This is a genomic window from Mycolicibacterium sp. XJ1819, assembly GCF_053483675.1.
In genome coordinates, this window is sequence record NZ_JBEFST010000007.1 from 117,044 (window position 1) to 134,651 (window position 17,608).

Here is a 17,608-nt window from a genome sequence, read left to right on the forward strand (position 1 = left end):
GCGGCCGCCTAGCGTTGCTGGGCCTTTTCCCGCCTCGGCAACTTCCAGTCGGGGCGCGGGAAGTGGCACGTGTAGCCGTTCGGGTAGCGCTCCAGGTAGTCCTGGTGCTCCGGTTCGGCCTCCCAGAACTCGACGGCCGGGGAGACCTCGGTGACGACCTTGCCCGGCCACAGCCCGGAGGCGTTGACGTCGGCGATGGTGTCCAGCGCGACGCTCTTCTGTTCGTCGTCGACGTAGAAGATCTCCGACCGGTAGCTGGTGCCGACGTCGTTGCCCTGCCGGTTCTTGGTGGTCGGGTCGTGAATCTGGAAGAAGAACTCCAACAGCGCGCGGTAGTCGGTCTGCGCCGGGTCGTAGACGATCTCGATGGCCTCGGCGTGGCCCGGATGGTTGCGGTAGGTCGGGTTGGCGTTCTCGCCACCGGTGTAGCCGACCCTCGTCGACACCACGCCGGGCTGCTTGCGGATCAGATCCTGCATCCCCCAGAAGCAGCCGCCGGCCAGGATGGCCTTCTTGTGCTCACTCATGCGTCTTGTATACGCCGCCGGTGACGGGCGCGGCTACCGTCGAGGTATGCGCACATGCATCCTTGCCATCGCCGGTCTGGCCTTCGTCCTGAGCGGCGCACCGGCGGCGGCGCAGACCGTGCTGCCGGAGCGACCCGACGTCTCCGGTGTCGCGTTCACCGACCACCCCGCGCTCGTCGATGCGCATCCGATGCGGGCCGAGTCCTACAGCAAGCTCGGCCACGACGATCATGCGGTCGCGGTGCATTTCACCACCGGCACCCCGCACTGCTACGGCGTGCACGCCGAGGTGCAGGAGACCCCCGACACCGTCACCGTCGAACTGCACAGCGGCACGCTGCCCGAGGCCGTCGGCAGGGCCTGCATCGCGATCGCCGTGGTGGGCACCCTGGAGGTGCCCCTGCAGGCTCCGCTCGGTGAGCGGCGCGTCGTCAGCGTGTCCTGACCCTCGACAAAGCGGTTAGAACGTGTTCTAGTTTTGGGGTGGCGAGCAGTGATTTCACCCGAGCCGAACTGGCCGCGGCGTTCGAGGATTTCGAGGCGACGGTCGACCGCGCCGCCCAGACCCGCGACTGGGACCCCTGGGTCGCGCAGTACACCTCCGACGTCGAATACGTCGAACACGCCGCGGGCACGATGCGCGGCCGCGACCAGGTGCGCTCGTGGATCTGGAAGACGATGGAGTCCTTCCCCGGCAGTCACATGACGTCGTTCCCGTCGGTGTGGCACGTGATCGACGAGGCGACCGGCCGCATCATCTGCGAGTTGGACAACCCCATGCGCGACCCCGGCGACGGCTCGGTGATCAGCGCGACCAACATCTCGATCCTCACCTACGCCGGCGACGGCCTGTGGTGCCGGCAGGAGGACGTCTACAACCCGCTGCGGTTCGTCAAAGCCACGCTGAAGTGGTGCCGCAAGGCGCAGGAGTTCGGCACGCTGCCCGACGAGGCGGCCGTGTGGCTGGAGCAGTACGGAGGTGGTAGGTGAAGCCCAAACTCGTCATCGGGGCCAACGGCTTCCTGGGCTCGCACGTGACCAGGCTGCTGGTCGGCGACGGCCACGACGTGCGGATCATGGTGCGCCCCAACGCCAACACCGTCGGCATCGACGACCTCGACGTGACGCGGTTCGTCGGCGACATCTGGTCCGACGACACGTTGCGCGAGGCGATGGCCGGCGTCGACGACGTGTACTACTGCGTGGTCGACACCCGCGGTTGGCTGCGCGACCCCGCACCGTTGTTCCGCACCAACGTCGACGGCACCCGCAACGTGCTGGACATCGCGAAGGACGCGGGCCTGCGGCGGTTCGTCTACACCAGCAGCTACGCCACGGTGGGCCGGCGCCGCGGCCGCGTCGCCACCGAGGACGACATCGCCCCCGAACGCGGCCTGCCGCCGTATGTGCAGTCGCGGGTGCAGGCCGAGAAGCTCGTGCTGGGCTACGCCAGACAGCACGGCCTGCCCGCGGTCGCGATGTGTGTGTCCACCACCTACGGCGCGGGCGACTGGGGTCGCACCCCGCACGGCGCGATCATCGCGGGTGCGGCGTTCGGCAAGCTGCCGTTCGTGATGGACAAGATCGAACTGGAGGCGGTCGGGGTCACCGACGCGGCGCGGGCGATGATCCTGGCCGCCGAGCACGGCCGCATCGGCGAGCGCTACCTGATCTCGGAGAAGATGATCAGCAACGCCGAGGTGGTGCGCATCGCCGCGCAGGCCGCGGGCGTCCCGCCACCGGCCAGGACCATTCCGCTGCCGGTGTCGTACGCGCTGGCCGTGGCGGGCAGCATCAAGGCGCGGCTGCGCGGCACCGACGAGCAGCTGTCGATGAGCTCGCTGCGGCTGATGCGCGCCGAGGCCCCGGTGGATCACGGCAAGGCGGTTCGCGAACTGGGCTGGCAGCCTCGCCCCGTCGAGGAGTCCATCCGCGAGGCCGCGAGGTTCTGGGTCGAACTGCGCGAGGCGCGGCGCAGAAGTAAGTCGGCGGAGGGCGCCACCGGCTAGCCTCAGAGCGGCCCTTCAAGATCAGACGGCGGTGCGCATGGTGGACAACACATCCGCAACGTCCGCACAGCCGCTGCGCGGGCGAACCGACGAGTGCGCACGGCTGGACCAGTTGATCGCGGCCGCCCGCACCGGCGAGAGCCAGGTGCTCGTCGTGCACGGTGAGGCCGGCGTCGGCAAGACCGCGGTGATCGAGTACGCGATCGAGCGCGCCTCGGACTTCCGGATCGCGCGCGCCTCGGGGGTGGAGGCCGAGGTCGAACTCGCCTTCGCCGGGTTGCACCAGTTGTGCGCGCCGCTGCTGGATGGGCTCGAGCAGCTGCCCGAGCCCCAGCGCGACGCGTTGGCGACCGCGTTCGGGCGCAGCGCCGGGGCACCGCCGGACCGCTTCCTGGTCGGCCTGTCGGTGCTCAGCCTGTTGGCTGCCGCGGCCACCGAGGCCACCCCGCTGATGTGTGTGGTCGACGATGCGCAGTGGCTCGACCGGGTCTCGGCGCAGACCCTGGCCTTCGTCGCGCGCCGACTGCTGGCCGAACCGGTGGCGGTGGTCTTCGGCGTCCGCGACAGCCGCGACACCGAAGCCCGCGAGTTGGCGGGGCTGCCCGAGTTGGCGCTGCACGGGCTGTCCGACCACGACGCCCGAATCCTGCTGGAGTCGGTGATCCGGGGCCGCATGGACGAGCGGGTGCGCGACAGGATCATTGCCGAGGCGCGCGGTAACCCGTTGGCGCTGCTGGAGTTGCCCCGCGACCCGGCGGCGACCGAGGGCGGCTATGGGCGCCCGGAGTCGCGCCCCCCGGCCGGCCACATCGAGCACAGCTTCGTGCGGCGGGTGCAGTCGCTGCCGGTGCCGACCCGGCGGCTGCTGCTGGCCGCCGCGGCGGACCCCGTCGGCGACACCGCGCTGTTGAGCCGCGCCGTCGACCGGCTGGGAATCTCGGTCGACGTGGCCGCACCCGCCGAGGCCGCGGGGCTCATCGAGATCGGGGCGCGGGTGCGTTTCCGGCATCCGTTGATGCGCTCGGCGGCCTACCTGGCGGGCGACCTCGACGAACGCAGGCAGGTGCACCGCGCGCTCGCCGAGGTCACCGACCCACAGGCCGACCCGGACCGGCGCGCCTGGCACGGGGCCAACGCCACCACCGGCACCGACGACGCGGTGGCCGCCGAACTGGAGCGTTCCGCGGACCGCGCGCAGGCCAGGGGCGGGGTGGCCGCCGCGGCGGCGTTCCTGGAGCGCGCCGCCGAACTGACCGCCGACCCGGTGCGCCGCGGGGCCAGGGCGCTGGCCGCCGCGCAGGCCAAGTACGCCGCGACCTCCCCCGACTCCGCACGCGAGCTGCTGGCGATGGCGGAGATGACGCCGCTGGACCGACACCAGCGCGCCCAGGCGGCGCGGCTGCGCGCCGAGATCGCGTTCGTGCAGAGCCGCGGGGGCGACGACACCGCACCCACGGTCGCCGAGGCCGCCCTGGGACTGCTCGACTCCGCGCGGGGGCTGGAGGACCTCGACGCCGCCCAGGCCCGCGAGACCTACCTGGAGGCGCTTGGGGCAGCGATGTACGGCGGCCGGTTGTGTCCCTACGGCGGCGCGGTGGTGGTGGCCGAACCGGCGCGTCGGGCGCCGCCGGGGCCGACCCCCGCCCGGCCCCACGATCTGATGCTCGACGGGCTGGCGCGGCGGATCATCGACGGCCCGGCCCCCGGGCTGCCGACCCTGCGCGACGCGCTGACCCGGATCGTCGACGCGGCCCAGTCGACCGCGGGTGACGTCATGGGCTGGTTCTGGCAGGCGTTCCCCATCGCGCAGGAATCGGTGGCCGGCGAACTGTGGGACGACGAGCTCTACCACCGGCTGGCCACCGCGGCGGTCCGGTTGGCACGCGACACCGGGGCGTTGGCGGTGCTGCCGCTGGCGCTGGTGACCCGCGCGGGCGTGCACGTGTTCGCCGGCGAGTTGGACGCCGCGTCGGCGTTGATCGAGGAAGCCGACGCGATCACCGCCGCGACCGGCTACGTCCCGCTGCGCTATCACGCTGTGTCGGTGGCGGCCTGGCGCGGCGTCGAAGCCGAGGCGGTCGGGCTGATCGCGGCGTCTGCCGAGCGCGCGGCCGCGCGCGGCGAGGGCCGGGTCATCGGCCTGACCGGGTATGTCACCGCGGTGCTCAACAACGGTCTGGGCCACTACCGGCAGGCGCTCACCGCGGCTCAACAAGCCTGCGAACACGAGGATCTGGGCTTCTTCGGCTGGACTTTGACCGAGCTCGTCGAGGCCGCCGCGCGATGCGGTGAACGGACGCTCGCGGCCGACGCGCTGGCCCGGCTCGCCGCGTTGACCGAACCGGCGGGCACGGACTGGGCACTCGGTGTGCTGGCCCGCTCCCGCGCGCTGCTCGAGGACCAGGACGCCGGCCGGGACGCCGACACCGCCGAGGCCCACTACCGTGAGGCCATCGACCGGCTCGGGCGCACCCGGATCGTGGTACACCTCGCGCGCGCCCGCCTGGTGTACGGGGAGTGGCTGCGGCGCGCGCACCGGCGGGTGGACGCCCGCGAACAGTTGGGCATCGCGCACGAGATGTTCACCCAGATGGGGGCGGAGGCGTTCGCCGAACGGGCCCGGCGCGAGCTGCTGGCCACCGGTGAGAAAACCCGCAAACGCCCCATCTCCCGGGGTGACGGGCTGACCGCACAGGAGGCCCAGATCGCCCAACTGGCCGGGTCGGGGCTGACCAATCAGGAGATCGGCGCGCAGTTGTTCATCAGCACCCACACCGTGGAATGGCATCTGCGCAAGGTGTTCGCCAAGCTCGGCATCAAATCGCGCAGACAACTGCGCGGCCGGACAGACACCGCATAACCACCACCGGACTACGGGTTTCCAAGGGTCCCATCACCTACCGCACCGGACAGTCTGGGTGCATGGAACTGAGCGAGCACACCGCCCTGATCACCGGGGGCACCGCCGGCATCGGCTGGGAGGCTGCACGTTTGATGGCCGCCGAAGGTGCCGAGGTCGTCATCTCGGGCCGGAACCGCCGGCGCGGTGAGCAGGCGGCCGCGACCATCGGCGGCAAGACCCGCTTTTTGCAGTCCGATCTTTCGGATCTGGATTCGGTGCAGGCGCTGGTGGCGCAGTGCGGCAGCGTCGACATCGTCGTCAACAACGCCGCGAGCTTTCCCGGCGGGTTCACCGTCGACCAGGACGTGGCGTCCTTCGACTCGATCTTCGACACCAATGTCCGCGGCGCCTACTTTCTGGTCGCGGGCCTGGTGCCGGGGATGTTGGAACGCGGCCGCGGCAGCATCGTCAACGTCACCTCGCTGGTCGCGTTCAAAGGCGTTCCCGGGGCGGCCGGATACAGCGCGTCCAAGGCGGCGCTGGAGTCGTTGACCCGAACCTGGGCCGCCGAGTTCGGCCAGTACGGCGTGCGGGTCAACAGCGTGGCGCCGGGGCCGACGCGCACCGAGGGGGTGGCGGCGGAGTGGGGCGAGACCAACGAGGAACTCGGCAGGGCGTTGCCACTGGGCCGGACGGCGTACGCGGCGGAGATCGCCGAGGCGGTGTTGTTTCTCGCCTCGCCGCGGGCCAGTTTCATCACGGGGTCGACCTTGCACGCCGACGGTGGCGGCATCGCCGTCTGAAGCCCGATGTCACCCAGTTCGCTCGACCATGCCGCCACGACGTTCCTTGCCGTGCGTCATCGCCTGTTCGGCATCGCCTTTCGGATGCTGAACAACTACGCCGAGGCCGAAGACATCGTGCAGGACACCTGGCTGCGCTGGCAGTCCTGCGATCGTGCGGCGGTACTCGATCCGGCCGCGTTTCTGGCCACCACCACCAAACGGCTGTGCATCAACGCGATGCAGTCGGCGCGGGCGCGACGCGAAACACCGTCGGGCTCATGGCTTCCCGAGCGGGCCGACCCGGGCGCGGATCCACAGGCGGGGGTGGAACGCGCAGTGACCTTGGAAACCACGGTGCACACGCTGCTCGAGCGGCTCTCACCGCGAGAACGCACCGCCTACGTGCTGCGTGAGGCCTTCGATTTCCCGCACGCCGACATCGCCGCGATCGTCTGTGTCAGCGAGACGAACGCGCGCCAACTCGTCAGCCGCGCCCGACGGCAGCTGGCCGCGCGCGGCTAGCCTCGGATGTCGTGACGGCGAAACTGCGCGTCGACCTGTCGGGCGCGCCGCAGACCATGCTGGCGAGCCTCTACGCCAAGGCACTCGACGCGGATCTGGACAAACCCGTCCTCTCCGACCGGTGGGCGAAACAGGCCCAGTACCACCGCTACGCGTTCTAACTGACCTTCAGTTCGGCGATCATCTCGGCGTACAGCCGCGCCTTGATCGCGCCGAACACCGGACCCGCCTTCGCGGCACGCTCCTCCGCGAGGGCGACGGCGGCCCCGAGCAGCTCGCCCTCGGCGGCGGTGGCGGCGACGATGCCCGCCGCCAAGGCGTCCTGCCCGCCGTATCGCCGCGCGGTCGTCATCGCCTCGTGAGCCGTGCCGATCGGCAACCGGCCGCGGATCAGCGCGTTCATTCCGGCGGTGAACGGTATCCCGAGATCGACCTCCGGCAGGCAGAAGTAGCCACGGTCGGCGCGCATCACGATCAGGTCGTGAGCCAGCGCCAGCATGGCCCCGGCGGCGAACGCGTGGCCCTGCACCGCGGCGACGACCGGGGCCGGGAACGCCAACACCCGCGCGAACAGGGCGTGCACGTCGGCGAGGTTCGCCTCGGCCGCGGCGGGGTTGGCCGCCATGTAGTCCAGGTCAAGGCCGTTGGAATAGAACTTCCCGCCGCCTGTGGTCACGACGGCCTTGGGCGCCTCGGCCGCCTCCACCTCGTCGAGTGCGGTGTTGATGGCCGCCAGGTTGTCCGGATGGAATCTGTTCTCGTCGTCACCGAATGTCAACACGAATACCGCGCCGCGGCGCTCGAGGTCGGCCATCAGCCGATTACACCACCGCAGGCACTGCCGGAATCGGAAAGTGCCCGCAGCAGGACCGGTCAACGGCAAAGTCTCCGGATGGTTCACCGCCGCACCGGCCCCGCGCCCGCCCCTGACCGGTGACTGCGATGCCGACGTCTGCATCGTCGGCGCCGGATACACCGGGTTGTGGACGGCCTACTACCTCAAGCGCGCCGACCCGTCGCTGCGGATCATTGTGTTGGAGGCGCGCTTCGCGGGCTTCGGCGCGTCGGGCCGCAACGGCGGCTGGCTGTCCGGGCTGGTGCCCGGTGACCGCGACCGGATGGCGAGGCGCCACGGTCGCGATCGCGTGCTGGCATGGCAGCGGGCCCTCAACGACGCGGTCGACGAGGTCATCGAGGTGGCCGGCCGCGAGGGTATCGACGCGGGCATCGTCAAGGGCGGCAACGGGTTTGGGCGGTGCCGGGGGATACGTCGGCCACGGGGTGACCGCCGCCAACCTGGCCGGGCGCACACTGGCCGATCTGGTGCTGGATCGCCGGACACCGCCGACCGAGCTGCCGTGGGTGCAGCACCGGTCACGCGACTGGGAACCCGAACCGCTGCGTTGGCTGGGTGTGCGCGGCATGTATCTGGCGTACAAGGCCGCCGACTGGCACGAGTCGCGGTTCGCGCGGTCGACGACCTCACCGATCGCGGTCGTCGCCGATCGGATCGCGGGCCGGCCCTAACCGGCCTCGGCGCGCTGCTTGAGCCGTTGCAGCGTGAGCGTGATGTGCTCGGTGTTGGCCGCATCGCGGTCCTTCACGCCGGTCGCCCAGCCCGCCGGTATCCGAAACCAGCCCGGCCGCCGATCCCAGGTGCTCTCGGTGACCCGGCATGTCGCGTCGCCGGTCGAGACGATGTCATAGCGCCAGTGCGCGACGGGGATCATCGCGCTGCGCACGTCGAACGCGAAGGTCCTGCCCGGTTCGGCGGCGGTGACGGTGCACGTCGTGGTCCACGTCCGCGACCCGCTGCGGTTGTGGCCCCGAAATACCGCGCCCGGTTCGGCGGTGTCACCCTTGCGCCATTCCATTGCGTGCGCCTCTTCGGCGAATGAGGCCAGCGTGGGCAGGTCGGTGATGAGCCGGTACACCGTGTCGGCGTCGGCGTCGACGGTGACTTCCGCACTCGCGGATGCCGGAGCTTGATCAGTCATCCGCCGATCGTAGCGACGTAGTCTGAGGCGATGCACCGCTCGGTCAGCGTCGTGTTCACCGGGCCCGCCAGCCCGAGCCTGACGCTGTCGCCGCTGCGCCGCGGGCGCGGCGATCCGTGCTATCACGACGCCCCCGACGGAGCGATCTGGCGCACCAGCCTGATGCGCAGCGGACCGGTCACCGCGCGGATCACCAAGTCGGCGCCCGACACCGTCGACTGCGAGGCGTGGGGCCGGGGCGCGGCCGAGTTCACCGAAACCCTGCCCGCACAGCTGGGGGTCGACGACGACGTGTCGGGTTTCGATCCGGACGAACCGACCGTCGCCGCCGCGCACCGACGCGTGCCGCATCTGCGGCTGGGCCGCACCGAACGCGTGCTGGAGGCCCTCGTGCCCGCGGTGCTCGAGCAGCGGGTGTACGGCACCGACGCCCGTCGAGCCTGGCGGATCCTGGTGACCAGGTTCGGGTCGCCGGCCCCGGGACCGGCCCCGCCGCACATGCGGGTGCCGCCGCCCGGTGAGGTGTGGCGGCGGGTGCCGTCGTGGGAGTTCCACCGCGCCAACGTCGACCCGGGCCGCGCCCGCACCGTCGTCGGATGCGCGCAGCGGGCCGACTCGCTCGAACGGCTGGCCAGCTGGCCCGCCGACCGGGCGCGCGCCGCGCTGATGTCGCTGCCCGGTGTCGGCGAGTGGACCGCCGCGGAGACGGCCCAGCGGGCCCTCGGTGACGCCGATGCGTTGTCGGTGGGCGACTTTCATCTCGCGAAGGCGGTCGGGTGGCGGCTGCTCGGCGGGCCGATCGACGACGCGGCGATGGTGGCGCTGCTCGGGCCGCTGCGTCCGCACCGGCATCGCGCGGTGCGGCTGCTGGAGGCCACCGGCCCCATGCTTCCGGACCGCCGGGCGCCACGGCAGGCGATACCGAACCTGCGCGCGATCTGACCGACGCCCGCGGTTATCCACCTCGGTGCGTGGGTACCCGTCGCGGGACGTCAGACGAACGCGAAGGAGCTTTCCCATGTCCCGATCCGGATACACGGTGCCCGGTATGTCGACCGCCGACGGCAACAAGGTCGCCGGCCTGCTGCAGAAGCAGTTGAGCACGTACAACGATCTGCACCTCACGCTCAAGCATGTGCACTGGAACGTGATCGGCCCCAACTTCATCGGCGTGCACGAGATGATCGACCCGCAGGTGATGCTGGTCCGCGGTTACGCCGACGAGGTCGCCGAGCGCATCGCGACCCTGGGCGGGTCACCGCTGGGCACGCCGGGTGCGATCATCAAGGACCGCACGTGGGACGACTACTCGGTCGAGCGGGACACCGTGCAGGCGCACCTGGCGGCCCTGGATCTGGTGTACACCGGCGTCATCGAGGACACCCGCGAGTGCATCGAAACCCTTGAGGACCTCGATCTGGTGTCTCAGGACATGCTCATCGCGCACACCGCTGAACTGGAGAAGTTCCAGTGGTTCGTGCGCGCCCACCTGGAGAACTCCGGCGGTGAGCTGGCCAACGCGGGGGCCAAGACCGAGAAGGCGGCCGCCAGCCGGGCGAAGAAGAAGTAGGACGTCAGCCGACGGGGGACTGCTCGAGCGCATCGTCGCGGACGGGGCGCTCGGCGAGTTCCTCATCCCTGCCGAACAGGACCGGGTAGGCGATTCCGGCGACCGCCGCACCGACCAGAGGGGCCAGCCAGAACACCCACAGTTGCATCGGTGCGCCGTCGCCGTTGAAGAACGCGACCCCGGTCGAGCGCGCCGGGTTGACCGAGGTGTTCGAGATCGGGATCGAGATCAGGTGAATCAACGTCAGGCTCAACCCGATTGACAAGCCCGCGAAGCCTTTCGGGGAGCGGTCGTCGGTGGAGCCCAAAATCACCAGCAGGAAGATGCCGGTGAGGACGACCTCGGTGATGATCACCGCCCACATCGAGAAGCCGCCGGGAGAGTTGTCGCCGAAGCCGTTGGCGGCCATGTTTCCGGTGGCCGTCCAGCCGTCCCGGCCGCTGGCGATGACGTAGATGACCGCGCCCGCGGCCAGGCCGCCGACGACCTGGATGATCCAGTAGCCCGGCACGGCCTTCCATTCGACGCGCCGGGCCAGCGCCGCCCCGAGGGTGACGGCCGGGTTGAAATGCCCGCCGGAGATCGTGCCGAACGCGTACACGCCGGTGAGCACCGTCAGACCGAAGGCCAGCGCGACGCCGAGGAACCCGATTCCCAGCGAGGTGCCGTCCGAGGTGAACTTCGCTGCGAACACCGCGCTGCCGCAGCCGCCGAGCACCAGCCAGAAGGTTCCGATGAATTCCGCTGCCAGTCGGTGCAGCATCGTCGGCTCGCGCATGCGTGGCTCCTTCGTTGGACCTGACGCCCGGTGCAACGAGCGTCGCATGCGCACCGCCGTTCGCTCAGCGCCGTATCCGAATCGTGGTGCGACCGAAATATGCGAAGGACAAAACAGAAGCGGCCGGGACGAAATCGTCCCGGCCGCTGTCTGTCTACCTAGCGGTCAGTCACCGTCGGAGCCGGGGCTGCTGCTGCCGCCGCCGGCCGCGGCACCGCCGGTGCCGCCGGTGCCCGATCCGCCGTTGAGCCCCGGGTTACCGCCGTCGCCGCCGTCACCGCCGGTCGCGTCGTCGCCCGCCAACGCGGCCCCGCCGTTGCCGCCGTCGCCGCCGCCGTCGCCGAAGCCGACGAGCCCGCTGCCTGCGCCGTCGCCGCCGTCGCCGCCGTCGGCGTCCACGCCGCCGATCGCGATACCGCCGTCGCCGCCGTTACCGCCTTCACCGCTGACGATGCTGCCGGGGCCGCCGTCGCCGCCGTTACCGCCAGTCGCGTCGCCCGCACTGAGCGCTCCGCCGCCGTCGCCGCCGTCGCCGCCGTCACTGACGCCACCGATCAGGATGGGATGGCCGCCGTCGCCGCCGTCGCCGCCATAGGCGTCGTTCTCGACGTCGGTTCCGAACACGCTGCCGTCGCCGCCGTCGCCGCCGTTGCCGGATTCGCTGATGACGCCGGTGTTGCCGCCGGCGCCGCCGTCGCCGCCGGTCGCGTCGCCGTTGCCCGCGGTGACCGCGTCGCCGCCGTCGCCGCCGTCGTCACCGCCACCGAGGACCAGGCCGCCGTGGCCGCCGTCGCCGCCATTGCCTGCGGTGCTGTCGCCGTCACCGAACACCGTGGCGTCGCCGCCTTCGCCGCCTGCGCCGCCGGGGCCGACCAGGATGGTGTCGCCGCCGTCGCCGCCGCTACCGCCGGTCGCGTCCTGGCCGCCGCCGGTGTTCGCCGCGTCGCCACCGGCGCCGCCGTCACCGGCGGTGCCGATCAGCAGTGAACCCTGGCCGCCGTCGCCGCCGTTGCCGCCGGTCGCGTCGTCGTTTCCGGCGATCGCGCCGCCGCCGGCGCCACCATTGCCGGCGATGCCGATCAGCAGGCCGCCGTTGCCGCCGTCGCCGCCGTCACCGCCGGTCGCCTCTCCGCCGAGTAGAGCGGCCGCGGCGCCGCCGGCACCGCCGCTGCCCCCGTTGCCGAGCAGGCCGGCGCTGCCGCCGTTTCCGCCGTCCTGGCCGGTGTTGAGGTCGTTGGCACCCGCGGCGCCGTTACCGCCGTCGCCGAGCACCAGGCCGCCGCTTCCGCCGCTCTGGCCTGCGGCCGTGGCGTCCGCACCGTTGCCGATCAGCAGGCCGCCGTTGCCGCCGGTACCCGCCTCAGCGTCGCTGATCAACGGGGTGACGACCGGATCCAGCACCGGCACCGCGGTGGTCACGCTCTTGGTGACGGTGGTGAGCACCTTGGTGAGGCTTCCGAACAGGCCCACCAGTTGCACGTCGTCCTGCTGCTGGACGATCAACGGGTTCGGCTTGGCCACCGGGGCTGTCGCCGGTTCGATGACATACGCGGCCGCGCCCGCCACTGCCAACGCGCCCATCGCTAATGTCGCGGTCGCTACTTTCTTTTGCTTGGCAACCTTCATTGCCGGGTCCTTTCTCAGTGGAGGCCGCCCCACGGCCTCTTAGCTGGCCCACAACACACACGGGTGTGACAAATATATTTAGCACACAACGGCAACGATGAATAGCTAATTGTTAGATCTAATTCTTATTTACCGTCGTGACAATAACTTGGCGCGATATACCGCGGGAACTCGGCAGATACCAATTCGAATAAACTTAGATCGGCAAACTCTGCAAACACCGGCACTTTTGTTCAGCAATCTTCGCGTGCGTCAATTCACGATTGGCTTTTTGAGAAGCTGACGGCTATGGGGCGGGCGTCGGGGCTGTTGGAAAGAGCAAACGGAACTACTCGGTACCACGGCGCTCGGCCGCCGCGGTTTCGCGGTTGAGTCGCTGGGCCGAGTAGATCGAAATGTCGGATCGAATGATCAGCAGGTAGGCGATCCCGACAGCCACCATGGCGCACGGAAGCACCGCGAAGGATCCGGTCATCTCGGCCACCATGATCATCACCGCCAGCGGCGCATGCGCGACGCTGCCGAAGCACGCCATCATGCCGACGACCACGAAGACCGCGGGTCCGTCGGGGATTCCGGGCAGGCCCAGATCGTGCGCCAATCGCCAGATCGCTGCGCCGGCGAATGCGCCGACCACGACACCTGGTCCGAAGATTCCGCCCGAACCGCCCGTTCCGATGGACAGCGACGTCGCGACGATCTTGGCCAGCGGCAGTATCAGCACAATCCACAGCGGGATGGCCATCAGCGATTCGGTGGCGCCCGCCTTCTGCGCCCAGCCGTAACCGCTGGCCAGGATCTGCGGTATCACCAGCGCCAGCAGGCCGACGGCCAGCCCGCCCACCGCGGGCTTGATCACCTTGTTGCCGGGCAGCTTCGCGGTCAACGCGACGGTGCCGTAGAACATTCGCGCGTACAGATATCCGAAGAAGGCCGCGACGATGCCGAGCACCACGAACCACGTCAGGTCCAGCGGATGGTCGAACCGGTAGTCGGCGGCCATGAAGCCGAACAATGGCTCGAAGCCCAGGATCGAGCCAAGCACCGCGTAGGCGGTGGCCGAGGTGATGAATCCCGGTATCAGCGCTTTGTACTCGAAATCTTCGCGGTAGACGATCGAGGCGGCCAGTACCGCACCGCCCAGCGGGGCCCCGAAGATCGCACCGATACCCGAACCGATTCCGAGCGCGACCGCAATGCGCCCGTCCTCGTCGGACAGGTCGAGCCGACGGGACATGATCGACCCGAAGCCGGCCGAGATCTGGGCCGCCGGACCTTCGCGTCCACCCGAGCCGCCCGATCCGATGGTCAACGCGCTGGCGATCGTCTTGACCACGATGGCCCGGGTGCGGATGGAGCGCGGGTCGGTGTGCACCGCCTCGATCGCACTGTCGGTGCCGTGTCCCTCGGCCTCGGGGGCGAACGTGGCGACCAGGAGCGCGGAGACCAGCGCGCCGCCGAAGGCCACCAACGGAATTGCCCACGGCCGGTCGAATCCGGTCGAGCCCGGGTTGCCGCCGTCGCCGATCGGCTTGGGGATGTCGTAGCCGGCGAGATAACCGAGTAGGAATTGGCCCGCGTAATCGAGAGCCAGGTAGAACACCACCGCGCCGAGACCGGCGATGATGCCGATCGCGATGCCGAGAATCAACCACTTGCGCAGATATCCCGAGCGCTTGATGAATCCGCCTATCCCGCCGCCGGTCACGGGGGTTTCTGGCATGGTGGCTGATGCTATCGCGAAACGGCGCCGTAGGCGGTGAGTCGGGCGATGACGGCCGCCTCGCCGTCCGGGCCGACGGCCTGTGCCTCGCCGATTCCGCTGCCGCGTCCGGCGCGTAAAGTTGTTCCGGCATAACGGGATTCGCGGCTGCTGCGGAACGGCCGAATGAAATTCACCCGAAGGGACGCGGTGTGCAGCGGCGAACCGTCGCGGTCGGCGTTGACCGCCGCTGACGCGACCATCTCCAGCGCCATAGCCGAGACGCCGCCGTGCACGATGCCCATGAGGTTGTTGAGCACCGGATCTTCGAGCTGCATCAGCACTTTCGACGACCCGCCGCTTTCGGCCACCCGAACCGCCATCCGGTCGGCCAGCGAACCCGGTGGCGGAGGACCGCTCGGACCGTCGGGAAACGGGGCCAGCGCATCGGGCGCGCCGATGTAGAACGAGCGCACGGTGGCCGTGGCCAGCGGGGTGTCGCGATGGGTGAACTCGCAGACCCCCAGCGCCGCCGAACCCTTCGGACCGAACGGGCGGGCGGTCGCGACCACCGGCACCTCAGGCGCGGCGGCGATCACTTCCAGCGCGCCGAGGCCGACCTCCAGCGACAGCTCACTGGTCACCGTCCACTCCTGCGGGGCGCGGCGGTGGTGGTTGACCAGACCGCCCGCATGGTCGGCCAGCATCGCCAGCGGCGCGATGGTCGGTGCGCCGGTCAGCGGATTGGCCATGTCGCCGGCCGGAATGGAGGCCACGCAGCGCTCGGGGCCGTCCTCGGACGTCACGATGCCGAATCGGCCGAGCGGGGTGTTCAGGGGATGGGACATCGCGCTCCAGCCTGAGCCAAAGCCGCCCCGCATATACCCCATAGGGGTATGGTTGGCCGATGGCTCACACCGAGCACACTGCGCACCAGGCCGCCGCCGAACACGGGCAGCACGGGGACCACTCCGGCCACGTGGCCATGTTCCGGCGCCTGTTCTGGATCATGCTCGCGCTCGCCGTCCCGACCGTGGCGATGTCGAGCATGTTCGCGATGATCCTGGGCTACTCGGTACCCGACATTCCCGCCGCGCGCTGGATCTCACCGGTGTTGGGCACCGTGATGTATCTCTGGGGCGGCCGGCCGTTCTTGACCGGAGCGATCAGCGAAATACGTTCCCGCGCACCGGGAATGATGCTGCTGGTCGGCCTGGCGCTGACGGTGGCGTTCATCTCGTCGTGGGGCGCGAATCTGGGCCTGCTGCACCACGAACTGGAGTTCTGGTGGGAATTGGCGCTGCTGGTGGTGATCATGCTGCTCGGTCACTGGATCGAGATGCGGTCACTGGCGCAGACCACTTCGGCACTGGACTCGCTTGCCGCGCTGCTGCCCGACCGGGCCGAGCGGGTGGTCGGCGACGGCACCGAGTCGGTGGCGCCCGCGGACCTACGCGTGGGCGACGTGGTCCTGGTGCGTCCGGGCGGTGCCGTGCCCGCCGACGGGCAGGTCGTCGACGGCACCGCGGATCTCGACGAGTCGATGGTGACCGGTGAGTCCCGCCCGGTGCGCCGAACCGTCGGCGACCACGTCGTCGCGGGCACCGTCGCCACCGACTCCGGACTGCGCGTGGCGGTCACCGCCGTCGGCGATCAGACCGCCCTGGCCGGCATCGCGCGGTTGGTGGCCGACGCGCAGAACTCGTCCTCGCGGGCGCAACGGTTGGCGGACATGGCCGCGGGCTGGCTGTTCTGGTTCGCCCTGGGCGCCGCGGTCGTCACCGCGGTGGTGTGGGGCTTTCTCGGACTGCCCCAGGACGCCGTCATCCGCACCATCACGGTGTTGGTGATCGCCTGCCCGCACGCCCTCGGCCTGGCGATACCGCTGGTGGTCTCGATCGCGACCGAGCGCGCGGCCAGAGGCGGGGTGCTGATCAAGGACCGGTTGGCGCTGGAGAGCATGCGCACCGTCGATGCGGTGCTGTTCGACAAGACCGGCACGTTGACCAGGGGCGAGCCGACCGTGACCGCGGTCGTGGCCGGTCCGGCCCCGGGCGGGCCGCCCGACGCGGCCGGCGTGCTGGCCATGGCCGCCGCGGCCGAATCCGACTCCGAGCACCCGCTGGCCAGGGCCATCGTCGAGGCCGCAGACAGGCGCGGGGTCTCGATCCCGTCGTCGGCGGACTTCAGCTCGTCGCCGGCCGTCGGGGTCAGCGCCGTCGTCAACGGCCGCCGGGTGCGTGTCGGCGGACCGCGGATGCTGGAAGAGGCGGGACGTGCGGAGCTGGCCGCCGTCGGTCCCTGGCACGACGAGGGCGCGATCGTGCTGCACGTCCTCGTCGACGGTGAGGTGGCCGGCGCGTTGAAGCTGGCCGACGAGGTGCGGCCGGAATCGCGGTCGGCGGTCGACGCACTGCACAAACTGGGCATCGAGGTGGTCATGGTCACCGGCGACGCGCGACCGGTGGCCAGGGCGGTGGCCGACGATCTGGGGATCGACCGGGTCTTCGCCGGGGTGCGGCCCGAAGACAAGGCGGGCAAGGTCGCCGACCTGAAGCGGGAGGGGCGCAAGGTGGCGTTCGTCGGCGACGGCGTCAACGACGCGCCCGCACTGGCTCAGGCCGACGTCGGCATTGCGATCGGGGCCGGCACCGACGTCGCGATCGCCTCGGCCGGGGTGGTGCTGGCCAGTTCGGACCCGCGCTCGGTGCTCTCGGTCCTGGTGCTGTCCCGCAGCACCTACCGCAAGATGCAGCAAAACCTCTGGTGGGCAGCGGGATACAACCTGATCTCGGTGCCGTTGGCCGCCGGCGTGCTGGCGCCGGTGGGCTTCGTGATGCCGATGTCGGTGGGTGCGATCCTGATGTCGGTGTCGACGGTGGTGGTCGCGCTCAACGCCCAACTGCTGCGCCGACTGGACCTGCGGCCCGTTATCAGCGTGCGCAGCGTTCTCTAAGAATCTGACTAGGCTTTGCGCAAACATGTGTGATCAAGTCCACGCTGGGTAACACTGTGAGCTGGAAGTCACAGCAAACATCGACGGGAAACGGAGGCGAACTGTGACCCATCCCTCAGTGCGTCCAGTGCCGGCGTCCTAAACCGAAAATGTCACTGCGGCAACGTTATTCGACTGTTACCGGCCCACGGACCGGCGTCGGCCCGCGCCGGCCGGGACCGTACGATTAGGTGCGGCTAAGTTGGCATGTCAGGCGGGGTTTGTCATATCGTTTTCACCACTCGTGGTGAGTGG

16 protein-coding genes and 2 pseudogenes are annotated in these 17,608 nt (G+C 70.2%); 11 read left to right on the plus strand and 7 right to left on the minus strand.

Annotation, left to right across the window (positions count from 1 at the left end):
* Nucleotides 1-8 precede the first annotated feature (8 nt).
* A complete protein-coding gene (gene msrA, locus ABQE89_RS09470; protein ID WP_448416063.1) occupies nucleotides 9-527 on the minus strand; it encodes a peptide-methionine (S)-S-oxide reductase MsrA in 519 nt (172 codons plus the stop codon).
* Nucleotides 528-573: 46 nt separating this feature from the next.
* On the opposite strand from msrA, the gene ABQE89_RS09475 reads away from it, so the two are divergent.
* The 7 genes and pseudogenes from ABQE89_RS09475 to ABQE89_RS09505 form a co-directional block, all read left to right on the plus strand.
* Nucleotides 574-972, plus strand: a complete 399-nt coding sequence (locus ABQE89_RS09475) for a hypothetical protein (protein WP_448416064.1) — start codon at nucleotides 574-576, stop codon at nucleotides 970-972.
* A gap of 38 nt (nucleotides 973-1,010) precedes the next feature.
* On the plus strand, nucleotides 1,011-1,517 hold the full coding sequence (locus ABQE89_RS09480; protein ID WP_448416065.1) for a nuclear transport factor 2 family protein: 507 nt from the start codon (nucleotides 1,011-1,013) through the stop codon (nucleotides 1,515-1,517).
* The gene (locus ABQE89_RS09485) at nucleotides 1,514-2,536 is read left to right on the plus strand and encodes an NAD-dependent epimerase/dehydratase family protein (protein WP_448416066.1); all 1,023 of its coding nucleotides are present in this window, start codon (nucleotides 1,514-1,516) and stop codon (nucleotides 2,534-2,536) included. Before ABQE89_RS09480 ends, ABQE89_RS09485 begins: the two co-directional genes overlap by 4 nt.
* Nucleotides 2,537-2,573: 37 nt before the next feature.
* Nucleotides 2,574-5,396, plus strand: coding sequence for an AAA family ATPase (locus tag ABQE89_RS09490; RefSeq protein WP_448416067.1), 2,823 nt, complete (start codon nucleotides 2,574-2,576; stop codon nucleotides 5,394-5,396).
* 62 nt (nucleotides 5,397-5,458) lie between these two features.
* Nucleotides 5,459-6,181: an SDR family NAD(P)-dependent oxidoreductase gene (locus ABQE89_RS09495; RefSeq protein WP_448416068.1), complete on the plus strand. Its 723-nt coding sequence runs from the start codon at nucleotides 5,459-5,461 to the stop codon at nucleotides 6,179-6,181.
* A gap of 6 nt (nucleotides 6,182-6,187) precedes the next feature.
* The gene (locus ABQE89_RS09500) at nucleotides 6,188-6,685 is read left to right on the plus strand and encodes a sigma-70 family RNA polymerase sigma factor (protein ID WP_448416069.1); all 498 of its coding nucleotides are present in this window, start codon (nucleotides 6,188-6,190) and stop codon (nucleotides 6,683-6,685) included.
* 23 nt (nucleotides 6,686-6,708) lie between these two features.
* A pseudogene (locus ABQE89_RS09505) lies at nucleotides 6,709-6,819 on the plus strand (class I SAM-dependent methyltransferase); the annotation flags it as partial.
* Nucleotides 6,820-6,842: 23 nt separating this feature from the next.
* On the opposite strand, the gene ABQE89_RS09510 reads toward ABQE89_RS09505, so the two are convergent.
* The gene (locus ABQE89_RS09510; protein WP_448416070.1) at nucleotides 6,843-7,499 is read right to left on the minus strand and encodes an enoyl-CoA hydratase-related protein; all 657 of its coding nucleotides are present in this window, start codon (nucleotides 7,497-7,499) and stop codon (nucleotides 6,843-6,845) included.
* Between the two features lie 40 nt (nucleotides 7,500-7,539).
* On the opposite strand from ABQE89_RS09510, the pseudogene ABQE89_RS09515 reads away from it, so the two are divergent.
* Nucleotides 7,540-8,212, plus strand: a pseudogene (locus tag ABQE89_RS09515) (NAD(P)/FAD-dependent oxidoreductase).
* Here ABQE89_RS09515 and ABQE89_RS09520 read toward each other — a convergent pair.
* The gene (locus ABQE89_RS09520) at nucleotides 8,209-8,682 is read right to left on the minus strand and encodes an SRPBCC family protein (RefSeq protein WP_448416071.1); all 474 of its coding nucleotides are present in this window, start codon (nucleotides 8,680-8,682) and stop codon (nucleotides 8,209-8,211) included. The pseudogene ABQE89_RS09515 and the gene ABQE89_RS09520 sit on opposite strands and share 4 nt — an antisense overlap.
* A gap of 30 nt (nucleotides 8,683-8,712) precedes the next feature.
* On the opposite strand from ABQE89_RS09520, the gene ABQE89_RS09525 reads away from it, so the two are divergent.
* Entirely contained in the window at nucleotides 8,713-9,624 is a 912-nt protein-coding gene (locus ABQE89_RS09525) for a DNA-3-methyladenine glycosylase family protein (RefSeq protein ID WP_448416072.1), read from the plus strand.
* Nucleotides 9,625-9,700: 76 nt separating this feature from the next.
* Nucleotides 9,701-10,252: a Dps family protein gene (locus ABQE89_RS09530; protein ID WP_448416073.1), complete on the plus strand. Its 552-nt coding sequence runs from the start codon at nucleotides 9,701-9,703 to the stop codon at nucleotides 10,250-10,252.
* A gap of 4 nt (nucleotides 10,253-10,256) precedes the next feature.
* Here ABQE89_RS09530 and aqpZ read toward each other — a convergent pair whose 3' ends face one another.
* The 4 genes from aqpZ to ABQE89_RS09550 all read right to left on the minus strand — a co-directional run bounded on the left by aqpZ (nucleotide 10,257) and on the right by ABQE89_RS09550 (nucleotide 15,206).
* Complete coding sequence (aqpZ, locus tag ABQE89_RS09535) at nucleotides 10,257-11,030, minus strand: aquaporin Z (protein ID WP_448416074.1); 774 nt, start codon at nucleotides 11,028-11,030, stop codon at nucleotides 10,257-10,259.
* 165 nt (nucleotides 11,031-11,195) lie between these two features.
* Nucleotides 11,196-12,656, minus strand: a complete 1,461-nt coding sequence (locus ABQE89_RS09540; protein WP_448416075.1) for a hypothetical protein — start codon at nucleotides 12,654-12,656, stop codon at nucleotides 11,196-11,198.
* A 328-nt stretch (nucleotides 12,657-12,984) separates the two neighbouring features.
* On the minus strand, nucleotides 12,985-14,379 hold the full coding sequence (locus ABQE89_RS09545; protein WP_448416076.1) for a chloride channel protein: 1,395 nt from the start codon (nucleotides 14,377-14,379) through the stop codon (nucleotides 12,985-12,987).
* 11 nt (nucleotides 14,380-14,390) lie between these two features.
* Nucleotides 14,391-15,206 (minus strand): PaaI family thioesterase, encoded by an 816-nt coding sequence (locus ABQE89_RS09550; RefSeq protein ID WP_448416077.1) that lies wholly within the window; start codon nucleotides 15,204-15,206, stop codon nucleotides 14,391-14,393.
* A 59-nt stretch (nucleotides 15,207-15,265) separates the two neighbouring features.
* Here ABQE89_RS09550 and ABQE89_RS09555 point away from each other — a divergent pair, with 59 nt between their 5' ends.
* A complete protein-coding gene (locus ABQE89_RS09555) occupies nucleotides 15,266-17,314 on the plus strand; it encodes a heavy metal translocating P-type ATPase (RefSeq protein WP_448416078.1) in 2,049 nt (682 codons plus the stop codon).
* Nucleotides 17,315-17,608: the final 294 nt, after the last annotated feature.

What these genes read in the sequence shown, in the direction of transcription:
- msrA (WP_448416063.1), bottom strand. Translation starts at nt 527, where the DNA reads ATGAGTGAGCACAAGAAGGCCATCCTGGCCGGCGGCTGCTTCTGGGGG.
- ABQE89_RS09475 (WP_448416064.1), top strand. Translation starts at nt 574, where the DNA reads ATGCGCACATGCATCCTTGCCATCGCCGGTCTGGCCTTCGTCCTGAGC.
- ABQE89_RS09490 (WP_448416067.1), top strand. Translation starts at nt 2,574, where the DNA reads ATGGTGGACAACACATCCGCAACGTCCGCACAGCCGCTGCGCGGGCGA.
- ABQE89_RS09495 (WP_448416068.1), top strand. Translation starts at nt 5,459, where the DNA reads ATGGAACTGAGCGAGCACACCGCCCTGATCACCGGGGGCACCGCCGGC.
- ABQE89_RS09500 (WP_448416069.1), top strand. Translation starts at nt 6,188, where the DNA reads ATGTCACCCAGTTCGCTCGACCATGCCGCCACGACGTTCCTTGCCGTG.
- ABQE89_RS09510 (WP_448416070.1), bottom strand. Translation starts at nt 7,499, where the DNA reads ATGGCCGACCTCGAGCGCCGCGGCGCGGTATTCGTGTTGACATTCGGT.
- ABQE89_RS09520 (WP_448416071.1), bottom strand. Translation starts at nt 8,682, where the DNA reads ATGACTGATCAAGCTCCGGCATCCGCGAGTGCGGAAGTCACCGTCGAC.
- ABQE89_RS09525 (WP_448416072.1), top strand. Translation starts at nt 8,713, where the DNA reads ATGCACCGCTCGGTCAGCGTCGTGTTCACCGGGCCCGCCAGCCCGAGC.
- ABQE89_RS09530 (WP_448416073.1), top strand. Translation starts at nt 9,701, where the DNA reads ATGTCCCGATCCGGATACACGGTGCCCGGTATGTCGACCGCCGACGGC.
- aqpZ (WP_448416074.1), bottom strand. Translation starts at nt 11,030, where the DNA reads ATGCGCGAGCCGACGATGCTGCACCGACTGGCAGCGGAATTCATCGGA.
- ABQE89_RS09540 (WP_448416075.1), bottom strand. Translation starts at nt 12,656, where the DNA reads ATGAAGGTTGCCAAGCAAAAGAAAGTAGCGACCGCGACATTAGCGATG.
- ABQE89_RS09545 (WP_448416076.1), bottom strand. Translation starts at nt 14,379, where the DNA reads ATGCCAGAAACCCCCGTGACCGGCGGCGGGATAGGCGGATTCATCAAG.
- ABQE89_RS09550 (WP_448416077.1), bottom strand. Translation starts at nt 15,206, where the DNA reads ATGTCCCATCCCCTGAACACCCCGCTCGGCCGATTCGGCATCGTGACG.
- ABQE89_RS09555 (WP_448416078.1), top strand. Translation starts at nt 15,266, where the DNA reads ATGGCTCACACCGAGCACACTGCGCACCAGGCCGCCGCCGAACACGGG.